The following is a 22,473-nucleotide window of genomic DNA, read 5'->3' on the forward strand; positions in this document are numbered from 1 at the left end:
CTGTCTCCCCCTTCCGCTCTACAATATTCCATGGATTTATGGAGGATGCCATGGGAGATCCCGCTCGCAAGGCCGCGCTGTTCGAGGCACTCGCCCGGACGGGCAAGGCGCTGTCCAACGGCAAGCGCCTGGAGCTGCTCGACCTGCTCGCCCAGGGCGAGCGCAGCGTCGACGCCCTCGCCAGGGCCGCGGGGCTCGGCCTGACCACCGCCTCCGCGCATCTGCAGGTCCTCAGGCAGGCCGGTCTGGTCGTCACCCGCCGCGAGGGGGTGCGCATCCATTACCGGCTCGCCGGCGACGATGTCGCCGCCCTCTACTCGCTGCTGCAGCAGGTCGCCCACTCCCACCTGGCCGCAGCCGGGCATGCCCGCGCCGCCTACCTCGGCCCCGACGACACCGACCGGCTCACCCGCGAGGAGCTGCTGGAACGGGTGAGGGCGGGCACGGTCACCGTCATCGATGTGCGCCCCGCCGAGGAGTACGCCGCCGGACACATCCCCGGCGCCCTGTCCATCCCCCTCGACCAGCTCGAAGCGCGGCTCGCCGAGCTGCCGGACAACGCCGGGATCGTCGCCTACTGCCGCGGCGCCAACTGCGTCCTGTCCCACGACGCCGTCCGCCTGCTCACAGCTCAGGGGCGCCGCGCCGCCCGCCTCGTCGACGGCATGCTCGAATGGCGCCTGAACGACCTGCCGGTGGAAGCCGGGGCCGCGTAACCACCGGGCACACGCCCCCCGACGAGCCGCTCGGGGGCCGCGGCGGCCACCGGCCCCGGCCGGGGCAGCGCCCAGATGTTCCCGCCCCGCGGCCTTACGCGCCGGTGGGGAGTGCCCGCAGGGCACCCGGGTGACGCCCCGTCAGGGCGTCGAGGGCGCGCGCTGTCGCCGCGTCCGCCGGCAGGTGGACCAGCAGGCGCTGGTCGTCGTCCGCGGGCAGTTCCAGCGTCTCGTAGGACAGCCGCAGCGCGCCTGCCCCGGGGTGCGTCAGGCGTGTGATGCCGTTGGCGCGCGGCAGACCCGGCACCGTCCCGAGCCGGTCCGCGAACACGGGCCCCGCCGTCACCGTCAACTCGTCCACCAGCGCCGCCACATGGCGGTCCGCCCGGAACGGCCCCTGCTTCAGCGCCGCCACCTGCTCGTCGGCCACCCGGTCCCAGTCCGGGTGCGCCTCCTGCGCCCGCGGATCGGTGAACACCCACTGCGCCAGGTTCGGCGGGGCGCCGTCCAGCAGGCCCAGCGGGCGGGCGAGCCGCTCGTAGCCCTCGGTCCAGGCGAGCAGTTCGCTCAGGCGGTTGAGCACGACGGCCGGGGCCGGTTCGAGGCGGTCGAGCAGCGCGCGGACCGGTGGGCGCACCTCCCGGTTGGGCAGGGCGCCGCCCATGCAGCTGAAGTTCCCGTCCGCGCCCTTGGAGAGCCGGTGCAGATGGACCCGCTCGGCGGGGGCGAGGCGCAGCGCGTCGGCCAGTGCGGACAGCACCGCCGGGGACGGCCTGCGGTCGCGTCCCTGCTCCAGCCGGGTCACGTACTCGACGCTGACCCCGGCGAGGGTCGCCAGCTCCGAGCGGCGCAGGCCCGGGGTGCGGCGGCGGGGGCCCGCGGGGAGCCCGGCGTCGGCCGGTGCGAGGGCCTCACGGCGGTTGCGCAGGAACAGTCCCAGCTCGTTGTCGCTCACCCCTCGAACGTAACAGCCGGGCGGCCGCGGATCGTGGCCCTGCCACTACCAGTCTCGGCCCGGCCTTCCTGCTCCCCCGCCGGCCCGGCAGCGTGGTGTCCGCGCCGCCTCCGGCGCCGATTCCGACCTCGTGAGGAGCATCACCATGTCCGAGAACACCCTGCGTCTCGCCGTGCTCGTCGGCAGCGTCCGGGAGGGCCGCTTCGGCCCGGTGGTCGCCAAGTGGTTCGCCGAACAGGCCGACCAGCACGGCCGGTTCACCGTCGACCTCGTGGACCTGGCGGACACCCCGCTGCCGCTGGAGCTGCCGCCCGTGCCGCCCGCCCTGCAGCCCGGGATGGACCGGCCGGCCGGGATGGCGGAGCTGACGCGGCGGCTGGCGGCGGCCGACGCGGTCGTCGTCGTGACGCCGGACTACAACCGCAGCTTCCCCGCGTCGCTGAAGGCGGCCATCGACTGGCACTACACGGAGTGGCAGGCCAAGGCGATCGGCTTCGTCGGGTACAGCGGCGCGAGCGGCGGACTGCTGGCCATCGAGCAGCTGCGGCAGGTGTTCAACGAGCTGCACGCGCACACGGTCCGCGACTACGTCAGCTTCCCGCGCTACTACGAGCTCTTCGCCCCCGACGGCACGCTGCGCGAACCCGAGGGCCCGGGCGGTGCCGCGAAGGTGCTGCTGGACCAGCTGGAGTGGTGGGCGACGGCCCTGAACGAGGCGCGGCGGGCACGACCGCTGTTCACCGCCTGAGGCGGACGGTCGCCCGTCACCGGCCCGGCGTGCACGTCGTTCCGGCTCCGGACCGGGCCGGGGCGGCGAGGCGTTCGGTCCGGTCGCGGCGGGCAGACAAAGGCGTGCACGGACTGCCCGGAAGCCTGCCCTCGTGCACGGGAGCGCGGGCGGCACGGGTGCTCGGCTCCGTCACACCGGGGAGCGGGCCGCTGCGTCTGCCGCCACCGGCGAAGGATTTCGTCAATTCCCTCGTCTTTACTGTCCGTTGATCCCACGCGTACGCTGCATCACCATGACCACATCCGTCACACGGGTGCGCGGGGCGGCGCTGTTCGCGACCGCTGGCGCCGTCCTCGCCGCATTGCTGTTCGGTTCGGGTGCCCCCGCGTCGGCGGCGGACGCCGCGGTGACGGACGAGGTGACGGACGCGGCGAAGGTCGTGCCGGTGCAGACCACGGGCCCCGCCGACAAGCGCTTCAACCTGGTGGTGCTCGGCGACGGCTACACGGCGGCGCAGCTGCCGGAGTTCCGCGCACACGTCGAGACACACCTCAACGTGCTGTGGTCGACCGAGCCGTTCGCCTCCTACCGTTCGTACATCAACGTGTGGGCCGTGGAGACCGCGTCCGCCGACTCCGGCGTCGACTGCGATCCGGGCCTCGACTCCGCCCGCCGGGACACCGCGCTCGGCATGGGCTTCTGGGGCGGCTGCAACCCGAACAGCGTGCAGCGGCTGCTCAGCGTGGACAGCGGCGCGGCGACGGCGCTGGCCGATCTCGTGCCGGGCACGTCGGCCGCCAACCGGCAGATCGTGGCGCTCGCCAACAGCGACACCTACGGCGGTGCGGGCGGCACCTACGCCACCGCGTCGGGCGGCAACGCCCTGTCCTCGCTCATCACGCCGCACGAACTCGGCCACTCGCTCGGCAAGCTCCAGGACGAGTACGACTACTACGCACGCGGAGTGCCCGGCGGCACCTACAGCGGCGGTGAGCCGGCGTCGGCGCACCACACGCTGCTGACCGAGGAGCAGATGCGCGAGCAGCGGGCGAAGTGGTGGCGCTGGCTCGGCGAGGAGAGCGAGGCGGGCGGGGTCATCGGACGCCACGAAGGCGGGATGTACAGCACGAAGGGCGTGTGGCGGCCCAGCAAGCACTCGATCATGAAGACCCTCGGGTACGCCTTCGACCAGGTCGAGCGCGAGGTGATGGTGCAGAAGATCTCGGCCAAGGTGAACCTCGTGCAGGGCCACACGCCCGACACCGCCCCGATCGGCGACGACCGGACGGTGTGGGTGGACACAATGCACCCGGTCGGTGGTGAACTCGACGTCGTATGGCGGCTGGACGGCGAGCGGCTGCGGGCGGTGGGTGACGCACGTACGGTCGACCTGCGCCGTCTGCGCCTTCCGCCCGGCACGCATACGCTCACGGCGACCGTCACGGATCCCACGCCGTTCGTACGGGATCCGGCCGTGCGCGCGTCCACGGCGCTGACGCGTACGGTGCGCTGGACGGTGGACACGTCGGTGGACACCGCGCCGGACGAGGTGGCGGCGGCGTTCACCGACCACACCGCGACCGGGGCGCCCGTCGGGGCGTCTTCGGTGGTGTACGCGGAGACCACGCACCCCGCCGGCCGCCCGCTCGCGGTCCGCTGGACGCTCGACGGCCGTCTCGTGGCCAACCCCGGCAACGACCGGGACCTGGACCTGGGCGCCCTGCGGCTGCGGCCGGGCACCCACGAGCTGACGGCCCGCATCGCGGGCACCGGCGAGGAACTGACCTGGACCGTGGACGCGTACCCGGCCACGGCCTCCTTCGAACTGTCGGAGCCGCTGCGGACGGTCCACCGGCCCGGCAGGCCGGTGGAGTACGTCTACGACGGCCCCTTCACGATGGGGCTGACCGCCCGGGACGACCAGGACGGTTACGTGGTACGGGAGTTCAGGGTCGACGGCGACGGCTGGCAGACGTACTACGGCTGGCCCACCGACGCCGCCGCCCCCTACCGGTTCACCCCGCAGGGCACCGTGATCGACGATCTCGTGTACGGAAAGCTGGGCACTCCCCGCGTGGTGCCCTGGGACGACGCCACACCCGACTACGGCACCCACACCATCGAGTACCGCACCGTCGACGCGGCCGGCAACATCTCGCCCGTGCAGCGGTTCCTGGTGACGCTGCTGCCCCCGCGGCAGCAGGTCAACTGACCAGGAAATCGGCCTTGCCCGACTTCGCCCCCTGGATGAAGGCGGCGATCTCGTTGGTGGTGTAGATGAGTGCCGGACCGTCGGGATCGGCGGACTGGCGGACCGCGACCCGGCCGTCGGCCAGCTTCATGGTCTCGACGCAGTTGCCTCCGTTCCCCCCGCTCCAGGGTTTGTGCCAGCCGTCCTCGCCCAGCTCACCAGCGGGCATGCCGTTGTATATGCGCTTCATTCACAGCTCCTTGCGGAGAGCATCCAGAATCTCCTTCGTGCGTTGTGCCGTCGCGGCCTGCGCCGCCATGCGGTCCATGACCTCCAGATGCGTGGCGACCTCGGGGCGCGCGTCGAGATAGACGGCACCGGTCAGGTATTCGCTGTAGACCATGTCCGGGAGCTCGGGCATGGCGAACCGGAAGAGGACGAAGGGCCCGTAGGTACCCGGATGGTGGCCGCTCGCGAATTCGGCGATCTGCAGCGTCACATGGGGCAGCCCGGCGCTCTCGAGCAGCTTGTCGATCTGCTTCTTCATCACGCCGGGCGCGCCGACGGGGCGGCGCAGCACCGTCTCGTCCATGATCACCCACAGTCGGGGCGCGTCGGGACGGCTGAGCAGTGCCTGACGCTCCATCCGCAGCGCCACGTGCCTCTCGATGTCCTCCGGATCGGTGTGACCGATGGCTCCGCCGAGCATGATCGCCCGTGCGTAGTCCTCCGTCTGCAGCAGCCCGGGCACGAACTGCGGTTCATACGCACGGATGAGGCTCGCGGCACCCTCCAGGCTGACGTACATGCTGAACCAGCCCGGCAGGACGTCGTGGAAACGCTGCCACCAGCCCGGTTTGTTGGCTTCTTCGGCCAGCTCCACAAATCCGCGGGCCTCCTCGTCGCCGATCCCGTATGCGCCGAGAAGCAGCTGGACATATGGAATCTTCAGCGCCACCTCGGCGGTCTCCATCCTGCGGATGGTGCCCGCGGCGACGCGGAGGATCTTTGCCGCTTCCTCGCGTTTGAGGCCGGCGCGCTCCCGCAGGTCCTGCAGGCGCTTGCCGAGGACGACCTGGCCCACGGTGGGGGCGGACCGCGGTTCACTCACTTCGAGACCTCCCCACGTGCTGTTGCGAGCAGTGTGCCATGGCGGTTCAACGATGAATATGCCCACTCTGCATTTTTCAGAGTGGGCCTTGCCAACGTGACTGTTACAGCGGGAGACTGACGGTGTGAACCGTGACGCGCTCACCACGCCCTTCCTGGACGCGAGTCCGGACACCTCCACCTCCCGCTACGGCTTCGAAGTGCCGGCGCGCGTCGAATCCGTCTCCCGCGCGAGACGACTGGTGAGCGAGCGGCTCGACGTCTGGGACATCGGCGGCGACACCCACGACACGGCCCTCCTGATCGTCTCCGAACTGGTCACCAACGCGGTGGTGCACACCGGCGGCCATCTCGTCTCCTTGCAACTGCACCGCTCCGAGGGGCGGTTGCGCGTCACCGTGCAGGACCAGGGCTCCACGGCGACCGGCCCCCGGGTCTGCCACGGCCTCGAGGAGGAACGCGGCCGCGGGCTGCTGCTCGTCGAAGCGGTCAGCACCGCGTGGGGGACGCACGACTGCGAGCACGGCACGGGTCGTGTCGTATGGGCCGAACTCCCCTCTAGGACAGGGCCGTTCGCGTCCGGCGGTCCGTGCTGAAGAGCCTGGCGACGCTCCTCGCCCGGGGCGTACGCCATGAACCGGTCCCACCGACGCCCCAGCGGCTCCCGCGGCCGCGGCTCGTGGACCGCTGCGACCGGGAGGCCGGGCTCACCCGCCTCGTCCTGCCCGATTCCCTGCCGGCGGCACTCGGCGGCGACGCCGTGGGCGTACCCGCCCGCTTCGGGTTCCGCCTCCTCGGCCGCACGCCGCGCCCCGGGTGCGTGTTCGCCGACAGCCGGTGGTGGTGGTGGATCGTTCCGGCGGGGTCGGATCTCGACCTGCTGTGGCCGCTGCCCGCGCACTACGCCAGGGGCGCCTGGGTGCCCGGCGACAGACCCCGGCTGATCCGCGGTCCGGACGGCCTGAGCCCCTACACCCCGCCTCTCCCCCTGTACCTGATGGCCTGCCAGCTGACGGGCGCGGCACCGAGGTGGCCGGCGCGCATCCCCAGCGCACGAGGTACGTGAGCCGCCGGACGGCGCCCGTGTGGCTGCGGATAGGCTTCTGGCATGTCAGAAGTGTCAGAAGCCCGTACGAGCCCGGAACGGCAGGGGCTCACCCCGCGCCAGGCGCGCCATGTCCGCATAGCTCTCTCGGCGGGCATCATGATCGCCGTAGGCGCCGTCCTGGTCCTGCGGCTCGGCAGTACGCACTCGGTGCTGACCCTCGGTTTCTACGGCATGGCACTGATCCTCTCCGGCAGCGCGCTCGTCCTCAGCCGTGCGGGGCGCACCCGCTGGGCCACGCTGGTGCTGGGCGTCGGTGTGGCGGTGGCGATCGTCGCGGAGTGGGCCGTGGCCGCGATGCGCTGAGACTGCGCCCGGGAGCGGGGTCAGGCGTCGGAGCGGGAGAGGCGGCCGGCCGCTCAGCCCCCGGAGACCGCGCGCAGGTGCGCCCTGCCGCGCGGCACTCCCGGCACCGCCGAGCGGCTCTCGCGGAGCACAAGCGTGAGGCGGGTGTACCCCTTGTCCTGCAGGCGGACGGGGGTCTCGTCCACGATCCGGCAGTCGGTGCGCCCCCACCGGGGGTCGGGGTGGTTCACCGGCCGCACGGCTCCGTCGTGACGGACCGCCGCCGCGCCCACCGCCCGCATCCAGTGCGGCAGTCCGCACCGGTAGGCCGCGTCCATGATCGGGTCGAGCGCGATGTCGTCACGAATGGCCGAAAGGCGGTCGTCTTCGCCGTCGCCCTCGAGAGCGTCCGCGAGCTGGGCCATCAGCGGCAGGCACCAGCTGGTCTCGTGCTCGGCGAGCACCGTGGGCGCGTCGGGGTGGAAGAGGGCGAAGCGCAGGAAGTTCTGGTGGGGCATGGCCGTGGGGTGCGGGCCCATGTCGCGGAACAGGGCGTCGAAGGCGGGGTTCGTGTGGACCACGTCCCAGCGCCGGTCGAACAGCAGGGAGGGCAGCGGCACCGCGTCCATCAGGGACGCGTAGTCGCGCAGGTACGCCTCGGTGGCCGGGTCGGCCGGCTCCGCCGGCCGGGTGGGCGACGTGGGCACCGGAGGATGCACGGGAACGGGCGGGTGGGGCGGTCCGGAGGGGCGCGCGGGGGCGGGTCTGCGGACCGGTCCGGACGGCGGAACGGGGCCGGACGGCGGAACGGGGCCGGACGGCCGCAGCGGGGCGGCCGACTCGCGGAAGCTGTCGCGGTCGCCGCCGATCCGGCGCAGCCGGCCGCGCTGCGTGGTCTCCATGTCCAGGGCGTCACCGATTCGCTTCGTACGGGCGCTGCCGCGGGCGGACGTGACGCGGCCGGGTCGTCCCTTGGCTCCGGGGCGCTCGACGCCCGCCTCGTACGTCATCGAGAACGCCGCCTTTCCGAAGCTTCTCGAAGTCCTGCCAAGTCCCGCTGTGGCAGCCCCCTTTGGATCTTCATGCTGCCTGGCGATCCTCTTACCGCCGAGGCAACTATGTCAACTATCGTGGCATTCAGCGCCGTTGAACGCTCGATTTCCGCCACAGCTGTGGCAAGACCTGGTTGCATTCACTCGAAGCGGTTAATCTCCCGGCAGCCCCTTGAGTGCGGGGCTGCCTCGCGTGATCTAGGAGACCTACTGGTGACGGACGGCTTCTCGGTTCCGGGTCCGGCCGCGGACGACCCTCTGGCGGCATCCGTCGCCCGGGTGGCCGACCTCGCGGACAAGCTCGGAATCAGCCACGACGAGGTCTTCGACGTCGACACGCTCTCCGAAGCCTCGGGCGTGCCGGCGGACGTGGTCCGCGCCCTGCTCGACGGGCGCCCGGCCGGCGAGACGGACCTCCAGGCGCGCTTCCTGCAGCGCTTCGACCTGCTGCGCAGGACCCGGCTCAAGCCCAACGGCCGCCGGTACACGCAGCAGGAGATCGCCGACGGCGCCGGGATGTCGCGCCAGCAGGCCGGGGCGCTGATCAACGGCGACCGCCGGCCCACCATGGAACACTGTGACGCGATCCAGCGGTTCTTCAAGGTCCACGCGGGGTTCCTGACCGCTGACGACTCCGACGCTCTCGCCGGTGCCCTGCACCGCACCGAGCAGAGTCTGCTTCAGGACTTCGTGGGAGAAGGCGACCCGCTGGAACGGCTGTTGCAGGACCATGGTGTGCGGGGCATCGCCTGGCGGGCTGCCCAGCTGCCCACCGACAAGCACCGGGACAAGGTCACGGAGTGGCTCGACATGCTCCTCGAGAGCGTCAGGCCGACGCGCCCCTGATTTCCGGACAGGCTCGGAGTCAGGACGTGTCCCGACGGGTGCGCACGGGGAGAGGAGAGCGGTGAGCATAGGCAAGGAGATGCGTCGGCTGTGCGGCGAGCTGATCGCCGGAATCGACCTGCCGGCGCCGGCCGCCCCCGCCGATCTCTACCGCGCGCTGTGCGACGGGATGAGCAGACACCGCGGCAGGCCGGTCCGTTACCGCATGGCCTCGTTCCCGCCCGGCACCGCGAGCGGCCTGTGGCTCGACATGGCGGAGCAGGATCTGATCGTCATCGAGGAGCGCACCGCACCCGACCACCAGCTGGTCATCCTCGGCCATGAGCTGTGGCACATGAAGGCCGGGCACTGCAGCCACCACGTCGAGGGCGCCGCCGTGGCTGCACGCCTGCTCACCGACGAGGCCGATCTGCAGGCGACCGTGCTGAAGGTCGCCGCACGGTCCCGGTCCGACCAGGCCGAGGAGCGCGAGGCGGAGAGCTTCGGCCTGCTGCTCGGCAGCAAGTGCCGTGCGTGGCTCACCGGTTCGACCGGGCGCGGCCCGGTGCACAGGGAATGTGTCGCAGGACGTATCGAAGCCTCCCTGGGATACCGCGGGCCACAGGGCTGATGCGTGGACGGTCCCGACTACTACATACCCGCGGCCGCCCTGGGCGTCGCACTGGCGTTCAAGCTGCCGGGGATGCTGCGCGACTGGCGTGACCCGCTGCTCCGCTCGGTCTGCGCCCTGCTGGTCCTCGCGGCCTGCACCTTCTTCTTCGCCGCGCCGCCCACCATCGCCGCGGTCAACCGCCTCACCGGCGTCGCCAACTTCTCGGCCCCGCTGGTCTACTGCATCCTGACCGCCTTCAGCGCCTCCTGCCTGATCCTGCTGGTCAACTGGCGCGGCGGCCCGCCGGAGGAGACACGGCGCGTCTCCGTCCGCTGGGTCGTCGGGTACGGCGTCGTCGTCGTGCTCCTGATCGTCCTGTTCCTGCTCGGGGAGGCGCCCGAGGAGCGGCTGCGGGACCTCGACACGCACTACGCCACGACTCCGTACATCCGCGAGATGATCGTGCTGTACCTGATCGCGCACAGCGTGGCGGCCATCGGTATGACGGCGCTGTGCTGGCGGTGGTCGCTCCAGGTGCGCGGCTGGCTGCGCGGCGGCCTGGTGATCATCGTGTTCGGGTCGTTGTTCAACCTGGCGTACGGGGTGAGCAAGTTCTCGGCCGTCTTCGCGCGCTGGGCCGGTCACGACTGGGACGCGCTGAGCACCCTGGCCGCGCCGCCCCTCGCCTCCGTCGGGGCCCTGCTCAGCGCGATCGGCTTCGTCCTGCCGCTCGTCGGGCAGCGGCTGTCCGACACCTGGCACGACTGGGCGGCCTACCGGCGGCTCGGGACGCTGTGGCGGGAGCTGCGCGCCGCGTCCGTGCCCGGCACGCCCACCGTGCGCATCTCCTTCTTCTCGCCGGTCGAACTACGGGTCACCCAGCGCGAGTCCGACATCCACGACGGTCTGCTGCAGCTCGACCCGTACTTCGACCGCGGGCTGCGGGCGAGGGCGTACGAGGAGGCGGTCGCGGACGGCGCCGAGCCGCGCGAGGCGCAGGCCGTCGCCGACGCCGCGATGGTCGCCGCCGCGCTGCGCTCCCGCGCCGCCGACCCGGAAGGCGAGATCATCAGCTCGGCCCAGACCTACACGTCCGAAGCGCAGGGACCGCGCGATCTGGTGCGCATGTCCCTGGCGCTGCGTCATTCCCCCGTCGTCGCGGCAGTGGGCGTGCGCGCGGCCCGGTCAGAGAGCGGCACCCGATGAGCGATCCCTTGAGAACCAGCCGGAGCGCGCCGCGCACAGCGGTCGTGATCGGCGGCGGACTGGCCGGCATGCTGGCGGCCGGCGTCCTGCGTCCCCACGTCGACGAGGTCCTCGTCGTCGAACGGGACGCCCTGCCCGACGGGCCGCACGCCCGCCGGAGCCTGCCGCAGGCGCACCACGCCCACCTGCTGTGGTCGGGCGGCGCCCGGGCCGTCGAGACCCTGCTGCCGGGGACCACCGAGCGCTGGCTCGCGGCGGGTGCCCGGCGCATCCCGCTGCCGACGGGACTGGTGTCCCTGTCGGCGCTGGGCTGGTTCCGCCGCTGGCCGGAGATGCAGTTCCTCATCGCCTGCAGCCGAGACCTGCTCGACTGGGTGGTCCGCGAACAGGTCACCGCCGGTCCCGGGGTCACCGTGCTGCAACGCACCGAACTGCTGGGTCTGGAGGGCGGTGCGACGCGCGTCACGGGCGTACGGGTGCGCGGAGCCGACGGCACCGAGCGGGTGCTTGGGGCCGACCTGGTCGTGGACGCGAGCGGCCGCGGCTCGCGGGCGCCCGACTGGCTGAGGAGGCTCGGGGCCGGCGAGGTGCGGGAGGAGAAGGTCGACTCGGGCCTCGCCTACGCCAGCCGCCTGTTCCGCGCGCCCGCCGGCTCCGGCGACTTCCCCGTCGTCAACGTGCAGGCGGACGCGCGCGAGCCGCGACCGGGGCAGACCGCGACCATCGTGCCCATCGAGGGCGAGCGCTGGCTGGTGACCCTGTCCGGTACCCGCGGGGGCCAACCCACCAGCGCAGCCGACGAGTTCGAGAACTTCGCCCGCTCGGTACGCCATCCCGTCGTCGGCGAGCTGATCGCCGACGCCGAGCCGCTCACCGACGTCGTCGTCAACCGCAGCACGGTCAACCGGCGCCGGTACTACGAGAAGGTCGACGACCTGCCTGAGGGCTTCGTCGCGATCGGCGACGCGGTCGCCACGTACAACCCCGTCTACGGGCACGGCATGTCGGTGGCCGCGCAGGGCGTGCTGGCCCTGCGCGAGGCGGTCGCGGCCCGGGGCGTGGCGGCTCCGGGGCTCGCCCGCGCCGTGCAGCGTGCGGTCGCCGGCCCGGTCTCCATGGCCTGGGATCTGGCCACCGGGCAGGACATCCTCTATCCGGGCGCGATCGGAAGGGAGCCGGGCGCGGGTTCGCGGGTGTTGCGGCACTACGTCGACCGCCTGATGCTGACCGCGACCGGGCGGCCTCTCGTCGCCAAGGCCCTGTTCGACGTCATGACCCTGTCCGCGCCGATCACCTCGCTGCTGCGACCGGAGATCGCGCTGGCCGTGCTGCGCGGCCCCCGGCTGCCCCGACTGCCGGCCCCGCCGCTGACGGCCGGGGAACTGCGGATCGCGAAGGAGCCCCGGGAGGAACGGGAGCCGGACGCGGCGGACGCGTGAAGCCCGGGTGCGGCCGCTGAGCGGACCGGGCGCGCGCGGAACGCGGACGCCGGCCGGCGGACGGTCCACCGGACGGCGACGGGCGCCGCGCGCTCGCGGGTCGGTGCGCCGGCTTGGGTACGCGCCCGGGGGGCGGGCGGGTCTCGGCCGGATCCTCAGGGCACTGCGGCGGTGCGGCATCGCCTAGGCTCTGCCGCACGATGAACGCCAATCACACAGACGCGGCACCGGCGCCGGGCGGAGGCAGAGGAGGCCGGCCGGGGCGTCACGCCCCGACGCCGCTGGAGCCGAAGGCCGACAGGGAGACGGTCCGGCGGCACAATCTGAGCCTCGTCCTGCGTGCCGTGCGCGCCGAGGGCGAGACGACCCGCGCCGGTGTCGCGGCACGGGTCGGGCTCACGCGCGCCGCGGTGTCGTCCCTGGTCGAACAGCTGCTGGAGAGCGGCTTCCTGTCCGAGTCGGGCAAGACGTTCAGCGGACAGGCGGGCCGGCCGGGCACCGTGCTGAAGCTCGCCCGCACGGGGGTCGCGGGCCTCGGCGTCGAGATCAACGTCGACTACGTGGCCGTATGCGTGGTCGACCTCGCGGGCACCGACCGCGTACGGCTCGTGGAGCACCTCGACAACCGGGGTGCCCCGCCCGACCGCGTCCTCGGCCGCGCGGCGGGTATCGCGGCGCGGGCGCTGGCCTCCGCCGCCGAGCAGGACCTCAGGCCCGTGGGCGCGGCGCTGGCCCTGCCTGGCCTCGTCGCGGCCGGGTCCGTCCGCCAGGCCCCCAACCTGGGCTGGACGTCGGTCGCGGCCGAGGCGCCGTTCGCCGAGGCGCTCGCCGCACAGCGGCCGGGTCCGGCGCCCCTGCCGGTGCGTTCGGAGAACGAGGCGAACCTCGCGGCGCTGGCCGAGCTGTGGTTCGGCGGCCTCGGTGACGTGCGCAGCTTCCTCTACCTCACGGGCGAGATCGGGGTGGGCGGCGCACTGGTCCTGAACGGCGAACTGCTGCGGGGCGCACACGGTTTCGCGGGCGAGATCGGACATGTGTCGGTCGCGGACGACGGGCCGTTGTGCCGCTGCGGCTCACGTGGCTGCCTGGAGCAGTACGCGGGCCAGTCCGCGCTGCTGAGGGCGGCGGGTATCGACGAGCGTGCCGGCGCGGCGGGCGTGGCCGAACTGGAGCGGCGCGCCCGCGCGGGGGAGCCGCGTGCGGTGGCGGCGCTGACGCGGGCGGGCACGATGCTGGGGCGGGTGCTGTCCGGAGCGGTGAATCTCTTCGACCCGGACGCGGTGGTCCTGGGCGGGATCTACCGCCCGCTGCTGCGCTGGCTCGGGCCGTCTGCGGGCACGGAGCTGTCGACGCGGGTGGTCTCGGGCCTCTGGCCGCCGGGCAGCACACGCCTGCGCGCCTCGTCCCCGGCGGCGGACGCGGCGCGGGGTGCGGCGGCGCTGACGGTCGACGACGCCCTGGCGGATCCGATGGGGTACGGGGGTCGCGGCCGCTGAGGGCGAGGGCTCCGCTCCCCCGCCCCGGTGCCCGGAACAGACCGAGGACACCGCGCGATGCGCGGTGTCCTCGTCTTCACCGGGACGTGATTCCTCGGTGCGTCGGCCTGCCGGGGCACATCGGGGCGATGAACCGGATCGCAGGCCACGCCGGGACGCCGTGGCCGCCGGTCAGGGCTCCGGGTCGAGCACGACCGGCAGTTCCGCGAGGCCGCGGAACGCGGGGAAGGGGACCTCCATCCACTTCGCCCCAGCCGCGGGGTCGGCCAGAACGATCCCCGGGAACCGGCCGAACAGGCTGGTGAGGGCCAACTGCATCTCCAGCCGTGCCAGCGGTGCGCCCAGGCAGTAGTGGCTGCCGTGGCCGAATCCCAGGTGGGCGTTCTGCGCGCCCTGCCGGGTCACGTCGAGCACCTCCGGGGACGCGAACTTCAGCGGATCGCGATTCGCCGAGAGGAGCGAGATCTGCACCAGAGCGCCCTTGGGGATCAGCGTTCCGCCGATCTCCACGTCCTCGGTCGCGAACCGGAACGTCGCGCTCTCCACCGAGCCGTCATAACGCAGCAGCTCTTCCACGGCAGGGCCGGCCAGGTCCGGGTTCTCCTGCACGGCACGCAGCTGCGCCGGATTGACCAGGAGGTGGTACACGGCGTTCCCGATGAGGTACGCGGTCGTCTTGTGGCCGGCGAACATCAGCAGGAACGCCGTCGAGACCAGCTCGTTCTCCGTGAGGCCGCCGTCGTTGTCCTGGACCGCGGTGAGCGCGCTGAGCAGATCCTCGCCGGGGCGCTCCCGCTTGCGCGCGATGAGCCGCGTGAAGTAGGCGTGGAGGTCCTCCTCCGCCTTCTGCTGGGCCTGCTTGGACTCCTTGCTGAAGCCCGTCTGCGCCACCGTGGTGGACAGCCGGTGCATGTCGGCCCGCTCCTCGGGCGGCACGCCCAGCAGTTCGCAGATCACGGTGATGGGCAGCGGGAACGCGAACGCGGGCAGCAGGTCCACCGGTTCACGGGTGGGACAGGCGTCGAGCAGCTCGTCGACGAGGCCCTGGATCTTCGGCCGCAGGGCATCGACGCGGCGCGGGGTGAACTCGGAGCTGACGAGTCTGCGCAGCCGGGTGTGCTTGGGCGCGTCGGCGTTGAGCATGTTGTCGTCCAGCGAGACCGACGAGTCACCGAAGATCCTCCGGTAGGCGTCCATGGCCCCGTACATGTCCTTGCTCAGCCGAGGGTCGGACAGGGCTGCCCGCGCGTCCTCGTACCGCGTGATCAGGTACGTCTCGATGCCGTGCGGGGGAGTCATCGGGCACACGGGCGCCGTGTCGCGGAGGGCGGCGTACACCGGGTGCGGGTTGCGCCGGAAGTCGGCGGTGCACTTCTCGGCACTGGTGACGGGGTCGCTCGTAGTGGTCACGGACGGCTCCTGAGGTCGAAGAGGGCCTCGGCATTGCCGCCGAGGATGAGCTGCTGGGACGCCTTGTCGACCGGCAGCTTCTCGATCATTCGGATGAGGTCCTCCAGCGGCGCGGACAGCGGCGGTGAGTCGCTGCCGAACAGCATCCGTTCGGGTCCGAGCACCTCTGCGTTGAGGCTCAGGTGCGCCGGGCTGAACGGGCTGGTGTCGACGTACATGCGCCGGAGGGCGGCGGCCGGGTCGGCCGACGCCGCCTGGGGCGCCGGCCGGTCCGGTGCCTGCCGGTCGGACGGCGGGGCGGAGGACGGCGGGGCGGAGGACGGCGGGCCCCCGCCCCAGTGCCGGGGGCGCGCCGCCGTCTGCAGGCGCTCCGGCAGCAGCGCCATGGCGCCGCCGCCGGTCGCGCCGATCAGCCGCAGACCGGGGTACTTGTCCAGCCATCCCGCGAACGCGATCATGGCCATGCCCGCCGTGACGTCGCCGAACCGGCCGATCTGTTCGACGAAGCCCATGTCGTCCACGTGCTCCGTGCCGATCGGTTCGGCCGGGGCGTGCACCAGGACCGGGACTCCCGCCTCCGCGGCCAGCGCGAAGAAGGAGTCCGCCCGCGGCGAGCCGAGCAGCTCGCCGCGAACGCTGGACGTGGTGATCAGGCCGACGAAGGCGGGGTCCGCCAGCGTCTCCCGCACACCTTCCAGATGATCGTCGTCACCGAACGGGTTGGCGTAGACGTACCCGCGGAGCTGGTCCGGGAAGGAGGAGACCAGACCCGACATCCAGGCGTGGAAGCCACGCAGCCGGTCGCGCGGCTGCTTGTAGTTGTCCACGCCCGGGACCCGTGCCATCGCCCCGGCGCCCACCGGGCTGCCGATGATGGTGAGGTCGATCCCGGCCTCGGCGCGCGCCGCGAGCATTCCGTCGACGTCGGTCAGGCTGGGGGGCATCGGGAAGCGTCTGGCCGCCTCCGGTGGGGACAGATGTCCGTGGATGTCGATGATCATGTGTGGGTTCCCGGTTCCGGTGTGACTGCGCGGGTGACCGCGGCGCAGTCCTTGTCGCCGAGACCTTGCTCGGTGGCGCGGACGTGGGTCGTCGCGGCTGCGGCGGTGAGCGGAAGGCTCAGGCCCGCCGCGGACGCCTGCTCGGTAGCGAGCATGAGGTCCTTCGCCATGAGGCGCAGCCGGAAGTCCGGTTCGTCGAAGCGCCCGGTTGCCAGGCGCCGCGACTTGAAGGACATGACCGGCGAGGCGAAGCCGCTGCCCGCGATCGTCTTGAGAACCAGCTGTTTGTCGAGGCCGGTGGCGGCCGCCAGTTCGGCGGCCTCGGCCATCGCCTGCACCTCTATTCCCATGAGGAGATTGAGGAGCAGTTTCATCCGCATGCCGGAGCCGAGTGCGCCCAGATGGACGACCTCCTTGCCCAGCATGTCCAGCAGGGGCCGGCCGGCGGTGAAGACGCGCTCCTCGCCGCCGACGAACAGGCGCAGTTCGCCGTCGCGGGCGTGGTCGCGGTTGCCGAGCATGCCGACGTCCATGACGGACGGCACGTCCCCGGCGAGCCGCACGACCTCGTCGGGTGCGACGGTGCTGGCGCAGATCAGGGAGCCCGGGTAGTCGCCTCGGGCCAGGACACCGTCCGGGCCGTGCAGCACGGCGCCGAGGGCGTCGCCGTCGGCGACGGTGCAGATGGCGGCGGTCGTTCCTTCGACGGCTTCGCTGGGACGGCCGGCGGCGACGGCGCCTGCCCGGGCGAGCGGCTCGGTCCGCTCCGGAGTGCGGTTCCAGACCCGCACCTGCACTCCTTGCGCGAGCAGTCGCGTGGCCAGTCCCGAGCCCATCGTTCCGAGTCCCAGTACGGCGACGGGACCATGGCGGGTGTGGGGGTTCGTGGTGCGCGTCATGACTTCTCCTCCACGGTCTCCTTGACGACCCGGAACCGCATCGACTGCGTCGAGTCGACCCACTTGCGCAGCGGAGCCACCAGAGCCTGGTGCTCCTCGCTCTGCTGCCAGGCGAAGAAGTGTTCGGGAGTCTCCCATTCGCTGGTGATCACCCACTGCCGGGAGTCGTCCACCGGTTGTCCCAGGCGTTCGACGATGTGTCCGGGAGTACGAGCGACGGACTTGCGCATCTGCTCGTACATCTCCAGGAATCCTTCTTCGCCGCCCTCGATCACACGGACCGCGAAGACCACAGAGAGCCGTTCGGCCGTTTGGCCGTTGTGCGAAGTGCCCATGTCTCCTCCTGATGGTGAGATCCGCCAGGACACGCTTCCCAAGGACTCATGGGCTCCGTGGCGACGCAACTCCACATGGGGGACTCCCCAGTCGCCACAAGGGCTTTCCGGTCCCCGCTAGCCCGACCGGGTGATCCCCGAGGGGCCTCGCCGGGACGGGTTCGATCACCCTGCCGGACGGCCGCGAACAGGTGACGCCTGAAGGGCCCCGCAGCACGGCTTCCGGGCGCGGGCCGCGCGGCGGGACCCCGACGAGGCGCGGGGCTCGGGGCTCGGGGCTCGCGGCTCGGGGCTCGCGGCTCGCGGCTCGCGGCTCGGGGCGGGCCCCGGCGAGGCGCGGGTCACTGCCCGCCTCAGACGTCGCGGCGCAGCAGGTCCTCGTACGTCTCGCGACGGACCACCTCCCGCGACGTGCCGTCCGCGCAGAAGACCACCGGCGGGCGGCGGGCGCCGTTGTAGTTGTTCGCGAGTGAGAGGCAGTACGCGCCCGTGACCGGCACCGCGATGACGTCGCCCACGCGCGGGTCCCGCAGCTGTACGTCGCGGATCAGCGTGTCCCCCGACTCGCAGTGCCGCCCGACCAGATCGCAGCTGCTGCCGCCGCCGACCCGTGTGCCGACCGTCGCCTCGAACCTCTGTCCGTACAACATCGGTTCAAGGTTGTCGCCCATTCCCCCGTCCACGGCCACGAGCGTGCGCGGCCCGTGTTTGACGGTGACCGCGCGGTAGAGCGTGGTGGCCGCCCCGGCGACCAGGGAGCGGCCGGGCTCGATGAGCAGGCGGGCCGTCGCCGGAAGGTGCCTGCGGGCGGCGTCGGTCAGGGTGCGGACGTACTCCTCGATCGTCGGCGGGTGGTCGGCGTACGTGTAGCGGACGCCGAGGCCGCCCCCGAGGTCGTACACCGCGTGCTCGCCGAGTTCCCCGATCGCCGCGATCGCCTCGACGGCGCGGGCGAACGGCGCGGTGTCCAGCAGCTGGGAGCCCACGTGTACATGGAGTCCCTCCAGCAGCAGTCGCTCGTTGTTCCGCAGCCGGGCCGCCGCGCGGACGGCGTCGGGCACGGCGAGGCCGAACTTGGAGTGGCGGTGACCGGTCGCCATCGCCTCGTGGGTGTCGGCGTCGACCTCGGGGATGACCCGTATCAGTACGCGCTGCGGGGCCCTCCCGCGGGCCTCGCGGTCGTGTTCCAGGAGGTGTTCGAGACGGTCGATGTCGTCGAAGTTGTCCACGACGACGGTGCCGGCGCCCGCGCGCAGGGCCGTCGCGAGTTCCTCGTCGGTCTTGGCGTTGCCGTGCACGACGATGCGCCGAGGATCGGTGCCGGCGGCGAGCGCCACCGCCAGCTCGCCGCCTCCCGCGACGTCGACGCCTAGGCCCTCCTCGGCCATGGTGCGGACGACGGCCGTGCAGGGGAAGGACTTCGAGGCGAAGACCACTTGTCCGTTCGGCCAATGCTCGGCGAGGGCCCGTACATACCGCCGGGCCGTCGCCCGCAGGGCGTTCTCGTCGACGACGACGGCCGGGGTGCCGTGCCGCTCGGCCAGTTCACCGACACGGCAGCCGCCGACGACGAGTTCGCCGTCTTCCGCCAGGTGGGAGCCGGGTGGGAACAGTCCGACCAGGTCGGTGGGGGTGGGGGCGGCGGGGGCCACGGTCATGGGGGCGACTCCTGTTCTCGAAGGGGCGGCCCTATCCTGGCGAGCGGCCCCGGTCGCCGCCCCTGCCGATCCCCTCAGGAAATGAGCCCTCCTTTGTCCGATCCGACAGGACCGCCGGCCCCGTTCCCCGACGAGCGGGTCGCGGGCTCGCTGCGGCTGCTGCTGGACGCCCCGGGGAGCGTGCCCGTGCGCGTGCTCACGGCGCCCGCCGGGCTCGACGTCCCGGTGCGCGGAACCGTGGTCCACGACCCGAACGAGCCGCTGCCCGCCGCCCCCGCCGCTCTGCTGCTGCTCGTGGGCGGCGAGGTGGCCGACCCCCGGGCGCGGGAGGCGGTGCGCCGGGCGGCCGGGCGGCGGTTCGCCGCGGTGGTCGTCAAGTGCCGGGGCCAGGACCCGGCCCGGCTCGTCGACGAGGCCGACCGCTGCGGGATCGCCGTGCTCCGGGCGGACGACGGCGTCCCCTGGCAGCAGATCGACGCGGCGCTCAGCTGCGCCCTCGCCGCGTACGGCGTGGGCGGGGCGGCGGTGTCGGCCCCGGTCGGCGGCGAGCAGCTGTTCGCGCTGGCGGACAACCTGGCCGCCGTGGTGGGCGGTTCGGTCGCGGTCGAGGACCTGGACCAGCACGTCGTCGCGTACTCGAACGTTCCCGGGCAGCGCATCGACACCCTGCGCGAACAGGGCATTCTGCAGCGGCGGGTGCCCGACCAGCCCGAGCAGCGGCGGCAGTACCGCGAGGTGCTGGCCGCCTCGGGTGTGGTGCGGTTCCCCGCCCAGGGCGAGGAGCTGGCGCGCGCCGCCGTGGCGGTGCGGGCGGGGACCCTGCCGCTCGGCACCCTGTGGGCGATCGAGCCGGAGGACGGGCTGTCGCCGCGGGCCGTCGCCTCACTGGCCGACGGTGCCCGGCTCGCCGCCCCTCACCTGCTGCGCGCCCTGAACGTCCAGGAGGCGGAACAGCGCCTGCGTCAGGACACGTTGCGGTCGCTGCTGGAGGGGTACGGTCCCGGCGCCGACGAGGCCGGTTCTGTGCTGGGGCTGGAGCCCGGGACGGCGGTGTGCCTCGCCGGGTTCACGCCGGGGCCGGACACGGGGGCGGCAGCGCACGCGCTCGTCCCGCATCTCGAGTCGGCCCTGGTGCGCCATTGCGCGGCACACCGGCCGGAGGCGACGGTCGCGGCGACGTCCGGGGCCGTCTACGCGCTGGTCCCGGGCGGCACCGCTGCCGTGCGGCGGTTCGCGGACGGGGCGCTGACCGCGCTGCGGTCGTCGGTCGGCGGGCCCCTGCGGGCCGCCGTGACCCGCCCGCACACCGATCTGCTGCGGCCGGCGGCGCTGCGCGCGGAGGCGGACGACGTGCTGCGGGCCGTGTCGCGCCGCGGGGAGACCGGTGGCCCCGCGACGGCCGAGGACGTACGCCATCTCGTCCTGCTCGACCGGCTGGGCGGTGAGTTGCGGCGTGAGCCGTGGCTGCGGCTGCCCGCGGTGGCCCTGCTGCTGGCGCACGACGCCGAGCACGGGACGGACTACGCGGCCTCTCTCAGGGCCTGGTTGGCGGCGGTCGGCGACGTCGCGAAGGCGGCGGCCGTCCTGACGGTGCATCCCAACACGCTGCGCTACCGGCTGCGCCGGGCCCGCGAGCTGTTCGGTCTCGACCTCGACGACCCGGACGTGGTGCTGGCCGCCTGGCTGGAACTGGCGCTGGCAGCGGGTGAACCGGACCCGTCCGGCCGGGTCGGACGGACGCCGCGGGTGCCCCGCCGGGAGTGACCGGCAGGGCGCCCGCGGCGCCGGGCGGGAGGGTTCAGACGCGCGGCCTGTCGACGGCCCCCGCCTCCGGAACGGTCTCGGCGTGCGGCGTCACAGCGGTGCCCTCCCGCTCCTCGTCGGCCCGCAGGGCCGAATGGCGCCGTCCGAAGCCGAGGTAGAGCGCGGCGGCGAGGAGCAGCCAGGCGCCGAACAGGGTCCAGGTGATGCCGGGCAGGAGGTACGCCAGGTACAGGCAGGACACCGCGGCGAGTACGGGGACGAGGGGGTACAGCGGCACCCGGTAGGAGCGCGGGGCCTCGGGGGCGACGCGCCGCAGGACGACGACCGCGGCCGCCACGGCGACGAACGCGACGAGGGTGCCCATGGACGTGAGGTCCGCCAGGTACTGCAGCGGTACGAGGGCGGCGAGCCCGCCGACGAGAACGCCGACGATCCAGGTGTTGTGCACGGGCGTGTGCCGCTTGCGGTCGACGCGGCGGAAGATCTGCGGCACCAGGCCGTCGCGTGCCATGGAGAACAGGATGCGGGTCTGTCCGAAGAGGGTGACGAGCACGACGCTGAAGATGGACACGACCGCGCCGGCGGACAGCAGCACGGCGGGCCAGCCGGCCCCGGTGACGTCCCGCAGGATCTGGGCGAGGACGGCCTCGCCGGCGTCGGCCTGCTCACCGAACCGGCCGGTGGGCTGGGCGCCGACGGCCGCGACGGAGACCAGGATGTACAGCAGCGTGACCGCGCCCAGAGTGAGGAGCAGGGCCAGCGGGATCGTTCGGCGGGGGTTGCGGACCTCCTCGCCCGCGGTGGCGACGGTGTCGAAGCCGACGTACGAGAAGAACACGCCGGAGGCGGCGACGCCGATGCCCGCGATGCCGTGCGGCGCGAAGTCGCTGAAGTTCTCGGCGCGGAAGGCGGTGAGGGCGACGGCGACGAAGACGACGAGGACGCCGATCTTGACGACGACCATGACCGCGTTGACGGCGGCGGACTCGCGGGTGCCGCGGGCGAGGAGCAGCGAGCAGAGCAGGACGACGACGAGGGCGGGGACGTTCACGTAGCCGCCGGCCCCGGGCGGCTGGCTGATCGCGTCGGGGAGGGTGAACCCGAAGAGGGCTCCGGTGAGTTCGTTGAGGTATTGGGCCCAGCTGACGGCGACGGTCGAGACCGCCACCCCGTACTCGAGGATCAGGCACCAGGCGACGAGATAGGCGGCGCCCTCGCCGAGGGAGGCGTACGCGTACGAGTAGGTGCTGCCCGCCACCGGCAGCACACCGGCCAGTTCCACGTAGCACAGCGCGGCGAGGCCGGCGACGACGGCGGCGACGACGAAGGACAGGACGACGCCCGGTCCGGCCTTGGGCACCGTGGTGCCGAGGACGAAGAAGATGCCGGTGCCGACGACCGAGCTGATGCCGATCAGAGTCAACTGGCCCAGGCCGATGGTGCGGCGCAGGGCGGAGCCGTCCGCCGCGGTCTCGCCCTCGGCCATCAAGCGGTCCAGCGATTTACGGCGGCACAGCTGACTCATCACGCGGCTCATGACTCCTCCTGGAGATCCGTGGTCCCCACTGCGGCGTTGCCGCGGGGACTGCCGGTGATCGTGCGCCGCCGCAAAAAATCTTCGCAAGGCATGGCTCTGTACAAAAACTCTTCGCCGGTTGTCCAGTTCGCACGTGGACCCTCCGC

At 72.7% G+C, this 22,473-nt stretch carries 22 protein-coding genes and 1 pseudogene; 13 read left to right on the forward strand and 10 right to left on the reverse strand.

Annotated elements, in window-relative coordinates; genetic code table 11:
- The first annotated feature begins 50 nt into the window (after positions 1-50).
- On the forward strand, positions 51-716 hold the full coding sequence (locus AB0K02_RS10310; RefSeq protein WP_365991930.1) for a metalloregulator ArsR/SmtB family transcription factor: 666 nt from the start codon (positions 51-53) through the stop codon (positions 714-716).
- Positions 717-810: 94 nt separating this feature from the next.
- On the opposite strand, the gene AB0K02_RS10315 is transcribed toward AB0K02_RS10310, so the two are convergent.
- The gene (locus AB0K02_RS10315) at positions 811-1,671 is read right to left on the reverse strand and encodes a helix-turn-helix transcriptional regulator (RefSeq protein ID WP_365991931.1); all 861 of its coding nucleotides are present in this window, start codon (positions 1,669-1,671) and stop codon (positions 811-813) included.
- A 145-nt stretch (positions 1,672-1,816) separates the two neighbouring features.
- Between AB0K02_RS10315 and AB0K02_RS10320 the strand changes: the two genes are divergently transcribed.
- The 3 genes and pseudogenes from AB0K02_RS10320 (at position 1,817) to AB0K02_RS10330 (ending at position 4,613) form a co-directional block, all read left to right on the forward strand.
- Positions 1,817-2,419, forward strand: a complete 603-nt coding sequence (locus AB0K02_RS10320; RefSeq protein ID WP_365991932.1) for an NAD(P)H-dependent oxidoreductase — start codon at positions 1,817-1,819, stop codon at positions 2,417-2,419.
- 104 nt (positions 2,420-2,523) lie between these two features.
- Positions 2,524-2,670 (forward strand): annotated as a pseudogene (locus tag AB0K02_RS10325) (anhydro-N-acetylmuramic acid kinase); the annotation flags it as partial.
- 23 nt (positions 2,671-2,693) lie between these two features.
- Positions 2,694-4,613 carry a M64 family metallopeptidase gene (locus AB0K02_RS10330; protein WP_365991933.1) on the forward strand — a complete coding sequence of 640 codons (1,920 nt, stop codon included), beginning with the start codon at positions 2,694-2,696 and terminating at the stop codon, positions 4,611-4,613.
- Here AB0K02_RS10330 and AB0K02_RS10335 read toward each other — a convergent pair.
- Positions 4,606-4,842, reverse strand: coding sequence for a DUF397 domain-containing protein (locus AB0K02_RS10335; RefSeq protein ID WP_365991934.1), 237 nt, complete (start codon positions 4,840-4,842; stop codon positions 4,606-4,608). The two genes, AB0K02_RS10330 and AB0K02_RS10335, sit on opposite strands and share 8 nt — an antisense overlap.
- Complete coding sequence (locus tag AB0K02_RS10340) at positions 4,843-5,703, reverse strand: helix-turn-helix transcriptional regulator (protein ID WP_365991935.1); 861 nt, start codon at positions 5,701-5,703, stop codon at positions 4,843-4,845.
- Between the two features lie 124 nt (positions 5,704-5,827).
- Between AB0K02_RS10340 and AB0K02_RS10345 the strand changes: the two genes are divergently transcribed.
- From AB0K02_RS10345 to AB0K02_RS10355, 3 genes are all read left to right on the forward strand, one after another.
- Entirely contained in the window at positions 5,828-6,298 is a 471-nt protein-coding gene (locus tag AB0K02_RS10345) for an ATP-binding protein (RefSeq protein ID WP_365991936.1), read from the forward strand.
- Positions 6,299-6,381: 83 nt separating this feature from the next.
- Positions 6,382-6,768, forward strand: coding sequence for a hypothetical protein (locus tag AB0K02_RS10350; RefSeq protein WP_365991986.1), 387 nt, complete (start codon positions 6,382-6,384; stop codon positions 6,766-6,768).
- A gap of 42 nt (positions 6,769-6,810) precedes the next feature.
- Positions 6,811-7,113, forward strand: a complete 303-nt coding sequence (locus AB0K02_RS10355; RefSeq protein ID WP_365991937.1) for a hypothetical protein — start codon at positions 6,811-6,813, stop codon at positions 7,111-7,113.
- 53 nt (positions 7,114-7,166) lie between these two features.
- On the opposite strand, the gene AB0K02_RS10360 is transcribed toward AB0K02_RS10355, so the two are convergent.
- Entirely contained in the window at positions 7,167-8,102 is a 936-nt protein-coding gene (locus tag AB0K02_RS10360) for a transcriptional regulator (RefSeq protein ID WP_365991938.1), read from the reverse strand.
- A gap of 255 nt (positions 8,103-8,357) precedes the next feature.
- Between AB0K02_RS10360 and AB0K02_RS10365 the strand changes: the two genes are divergently transcribed.
- The 5 genes from AB0K02_RS10365 (at position 8,358) to AB0K02_RS10385 (ending at position 13,723) form a co-directional block, all read left to right on the forward strand.
- Positions 8,358-8,990: a helix-turn-helix transcriptional regulator gene (locus tag AB0K02_RS10365; RefSeq protein WP_365991939.1), complete on the forward strand. Its 633-nt coding sequence runs from the start codon at positions 8,358-8,360 to the stop codon at positions 8,988-8,990.
- Between the two features lie 79 nt (positions 8,991-9,069).
- Positions 9,070-9,600: a toxin-antitoxin system, toxin component gene (locus AB0K02_RS10370; protein ID WP_365991987.1), complete on the forward strand. Its 531-nt coding sequence runs from the start codon at positions 9,070-9,072 to the stop codon at positions 9,598-9,600.
- 3 nt (positions 9,601-9,603) lie between these two features.
- Complete coding sequence (locus tag AB0K02_RS10375; protein ID WP_365991940.1) at positions 9,604-10,788, forward strand: MAB_1171c family putative transporter; 1,185 nt, start codon at positions 9,604-9,606, stop codon at positions 10,786-10,788.
- Positions 10,785-12,227, forward strand: coding sequence for an FAD-dependent monooxygenase (locus tag AB0K02_RS10380; RefSeq protein WP_365991941.1), 1,443 nt, complete (start codon positions 10,785-10,787; stop codon positions 12,225-12,227). Before AB0K02_RS10375 ends, AB0K02_RS10380 begins: the two co-directional genes overlap by 4 nt.
- Positions 12,228-12,427: 200 nt before the next feature.
- Entirely contained in the window at positions 12,428-13,723 is a 1,296-nt protein-coding gene (locus AB0K02_RS10385) for an ROK family protein (RefSeq protein ID WP_365991942.1), read from the forward strand.
- A 171-nt stretch (positions 13,724-13,894) separates the two neighbouring features.
- Here the strand turns inward: AB0K02_RS10385 and AB0K02_RS10390 are convergent, their stop codons facing one another.
- From AB0K02_RS10390 to lysA, 5 genes are all read right to left on the reverse strand, one after another.
- On the reverse strand, positions 13,895-15,133 hold the full coding sequence (locus AB0K02_RS10390; RefSeq protein ID WP_365991943.1) for a cytochrome P450: 1,239 nt from the start codon (positions 15,131-15,133) through the stop codon (positions 13,895-13,897).
- Positions 15,130-16,134, reverse strand: coding sequence for an amidohydrolase family protein (locus tag AB0K02_RS10395; protein ID WP_365991944.1), 1,005 nt, complete (start codon positions 16,132-16,134; stop codon positions 15,130-15,132). Before AB0K02_RS10395 ends, AB0K02_RS10390 begins: the two co-directional genes overlap by 4 nt.
- Positions 16,131-17,033 carry an NAD(P)-dependent oxidoreductase gene (locus tag AB0K02_RS10400; protein ID WP_365991945.1) on the reverse strand — a complete coding sequence of 301 codons (903 nt, stop codon included), beginning with the start codon at positions 17,031-17,033 and terminating at the stop codon, positions 16,131-16,133. Before AB0K02_RS10400 ends, AB0K02_RS10395 begins: the two co-directional genes overlap by 4 nt.
- Entirely contained in the window at positions 17,030-17,368 is a 339-nt protein-coding gene (locus AB0K02_RS10405) for an antibiotic biosynthesis monooxygenase family protein (protein WP_365991946.1), read from the reverse strand. The genes AB0K02_RS10400 and AB0K02_RS10405 overlap by 4 nt, the downstream gene beginning before the upstream one ends.
- 353 nt (positions 17,369-17,721) lie before the next feature.
- Positions 17,722-19,026, reverse strand: coding sequence for a diaminopimelate decarboxylase (gene lysA / locus AB0K02_RS10410; RefSeq protein ID WP_365991947.1), 1,305 nt, complete (start codon positions 19,024-19,026; stop codon positions 17,722-17,724).
- 93 nt (positions 19,027-19,119) lie between these two features.
- Here lysA and AB0K02_RS10415 point away from each other — a divergent pair, with 93 nt between their 5' ends.
- Positions 19,120-20,790: a helix-turn-helix domain-containing protein gene (locus AB0K02_RS10415; RefSeq protein ID WP_365991948.1), complete on the forward strand. Its 1,671-nt coding sequence runs from the start codon at positions 19,120-19,122 to the stop codon at positions 20,788-20,790.
- 34 nt (positions 20,791-20,824) lie between these two features.
- Here the strand turns inward: AB0K02_RS10415 and AB0K02_RS10420 are convergent, their stop codons facing one another.
- A complete protein-coding gene (locus AB0K02_RS10420) occupies positions 20,825-22,327 on the reverse strand; it encodes an APC family permease (protein WP_365991949.1) in 1,503 nt (500 codons plus the stop codon).
- Positions 22,328-22,473: the final 146 nt, after the last annotated feature.

The organism is Streptomyces sp. NPDC049597 (assembly GCF_040675505.1).
GTDB lineage: Bacteria > Actinomycetota > Actinomycetes > Streptomycetales > Streptomycetaceae > Streptomyces.

Coding starts and splice junctions, on each gene's coding strand:
- AB0K02_RS10370 (WP_365991987.1), top strand. CDS start 9,070: ATGCGTCGGCTGTGCGGCGAGCTGATCGCCGGAATCGACCTGCCGGCG.
- AB0K02_RS10385 (WP_365991942.1), top strand. CDS start 12,428: ATGAACGCCAATCACACAGACGCGGCACCGGCGCCGGGCGGAGGCAGA.
- lysA (WP_365991947.1), bottom strand. CDS start 19,026: ATGACCGTGGCCCCCGCCGCCCCCACCCCCACCGACCTGGTCGGACTG.
- AB0K02_RS10405 (WP_365991946.1), bottom strand. CDS start 17,368: ATGGGCACTTCGCACAACGGCCAAACGGCCGAACGGCTCTCTGTGGTC.
- AB0K02_RS10395 (WP_365991944.1), bottom strand. CDS start 16,134: ATGATCATCGACATCCACGGACATCTGTCCCCACCGGAGGCGGCCAGA.
- AB0K02_RS10355 (WP_365991937.1), top strand. CDS start 6,811: ATGTCAGAAGTGTCAGAAGCCCGTACGAGCCCGGAACGGCAGGGGCTC.
- AB0K02_RS10310 (WP_365991930.1), top strand. CDS start 51: ATGGGAGATCCCGCTCGCAAGGCCGCGCTGTTCGAGGCACTCGCCCGG.
- AB0K02_RS10360 (WP_365991938.1), bottom strand. CDS start 8,102: ATGACGTACGAGGCGGGCGTCGAGCGCCCCGGAGCCAAGGGACGACCC.
- AB0K02_RS10335 (WP_365991934.1), bottom strand. CDS start 4,842: ATGAAGCGCATATACAACGGCATGCCCGCTGGTGAGCTGGGCGAGGAC.
- AB0K02_RS10380 (WP_365991941.1), top strand. CDS start 10,785: ATGAGCGATCCCTTGAGAACCAGCCGGAGCGCGCCGCGCACAGCGGTC.
- AB0K02_RS10330 (WP_365991933.1), top strand. CDS start 2,694: ATGACCACATCCGTCACACGGGTGCGCGGGGCGGCGCTGTTCGCGACC.
- AB0K02_RS10320 (WP_365991932.1), top strand. CDS start 1,817: ATGTCCGAGAACACCCTGCGTCTCGCCGTGCTCGTCGGCAGCGTCCGG.
- AB0K02_RS10400 (WP_365991945.1), bottom strand. CDS start 17,033: ATGACGCGCACCACGAACCCCCACACCCGCCATGGTCCCGTCGCCGTA.
- AB0K02_RS10420 (WP_365991949.1), bottom strand. CDS start 22,327: ATGAGCCGCGTGATGAGTCAGCTGTGCCGCCGTAAATCGCTGGACCGC.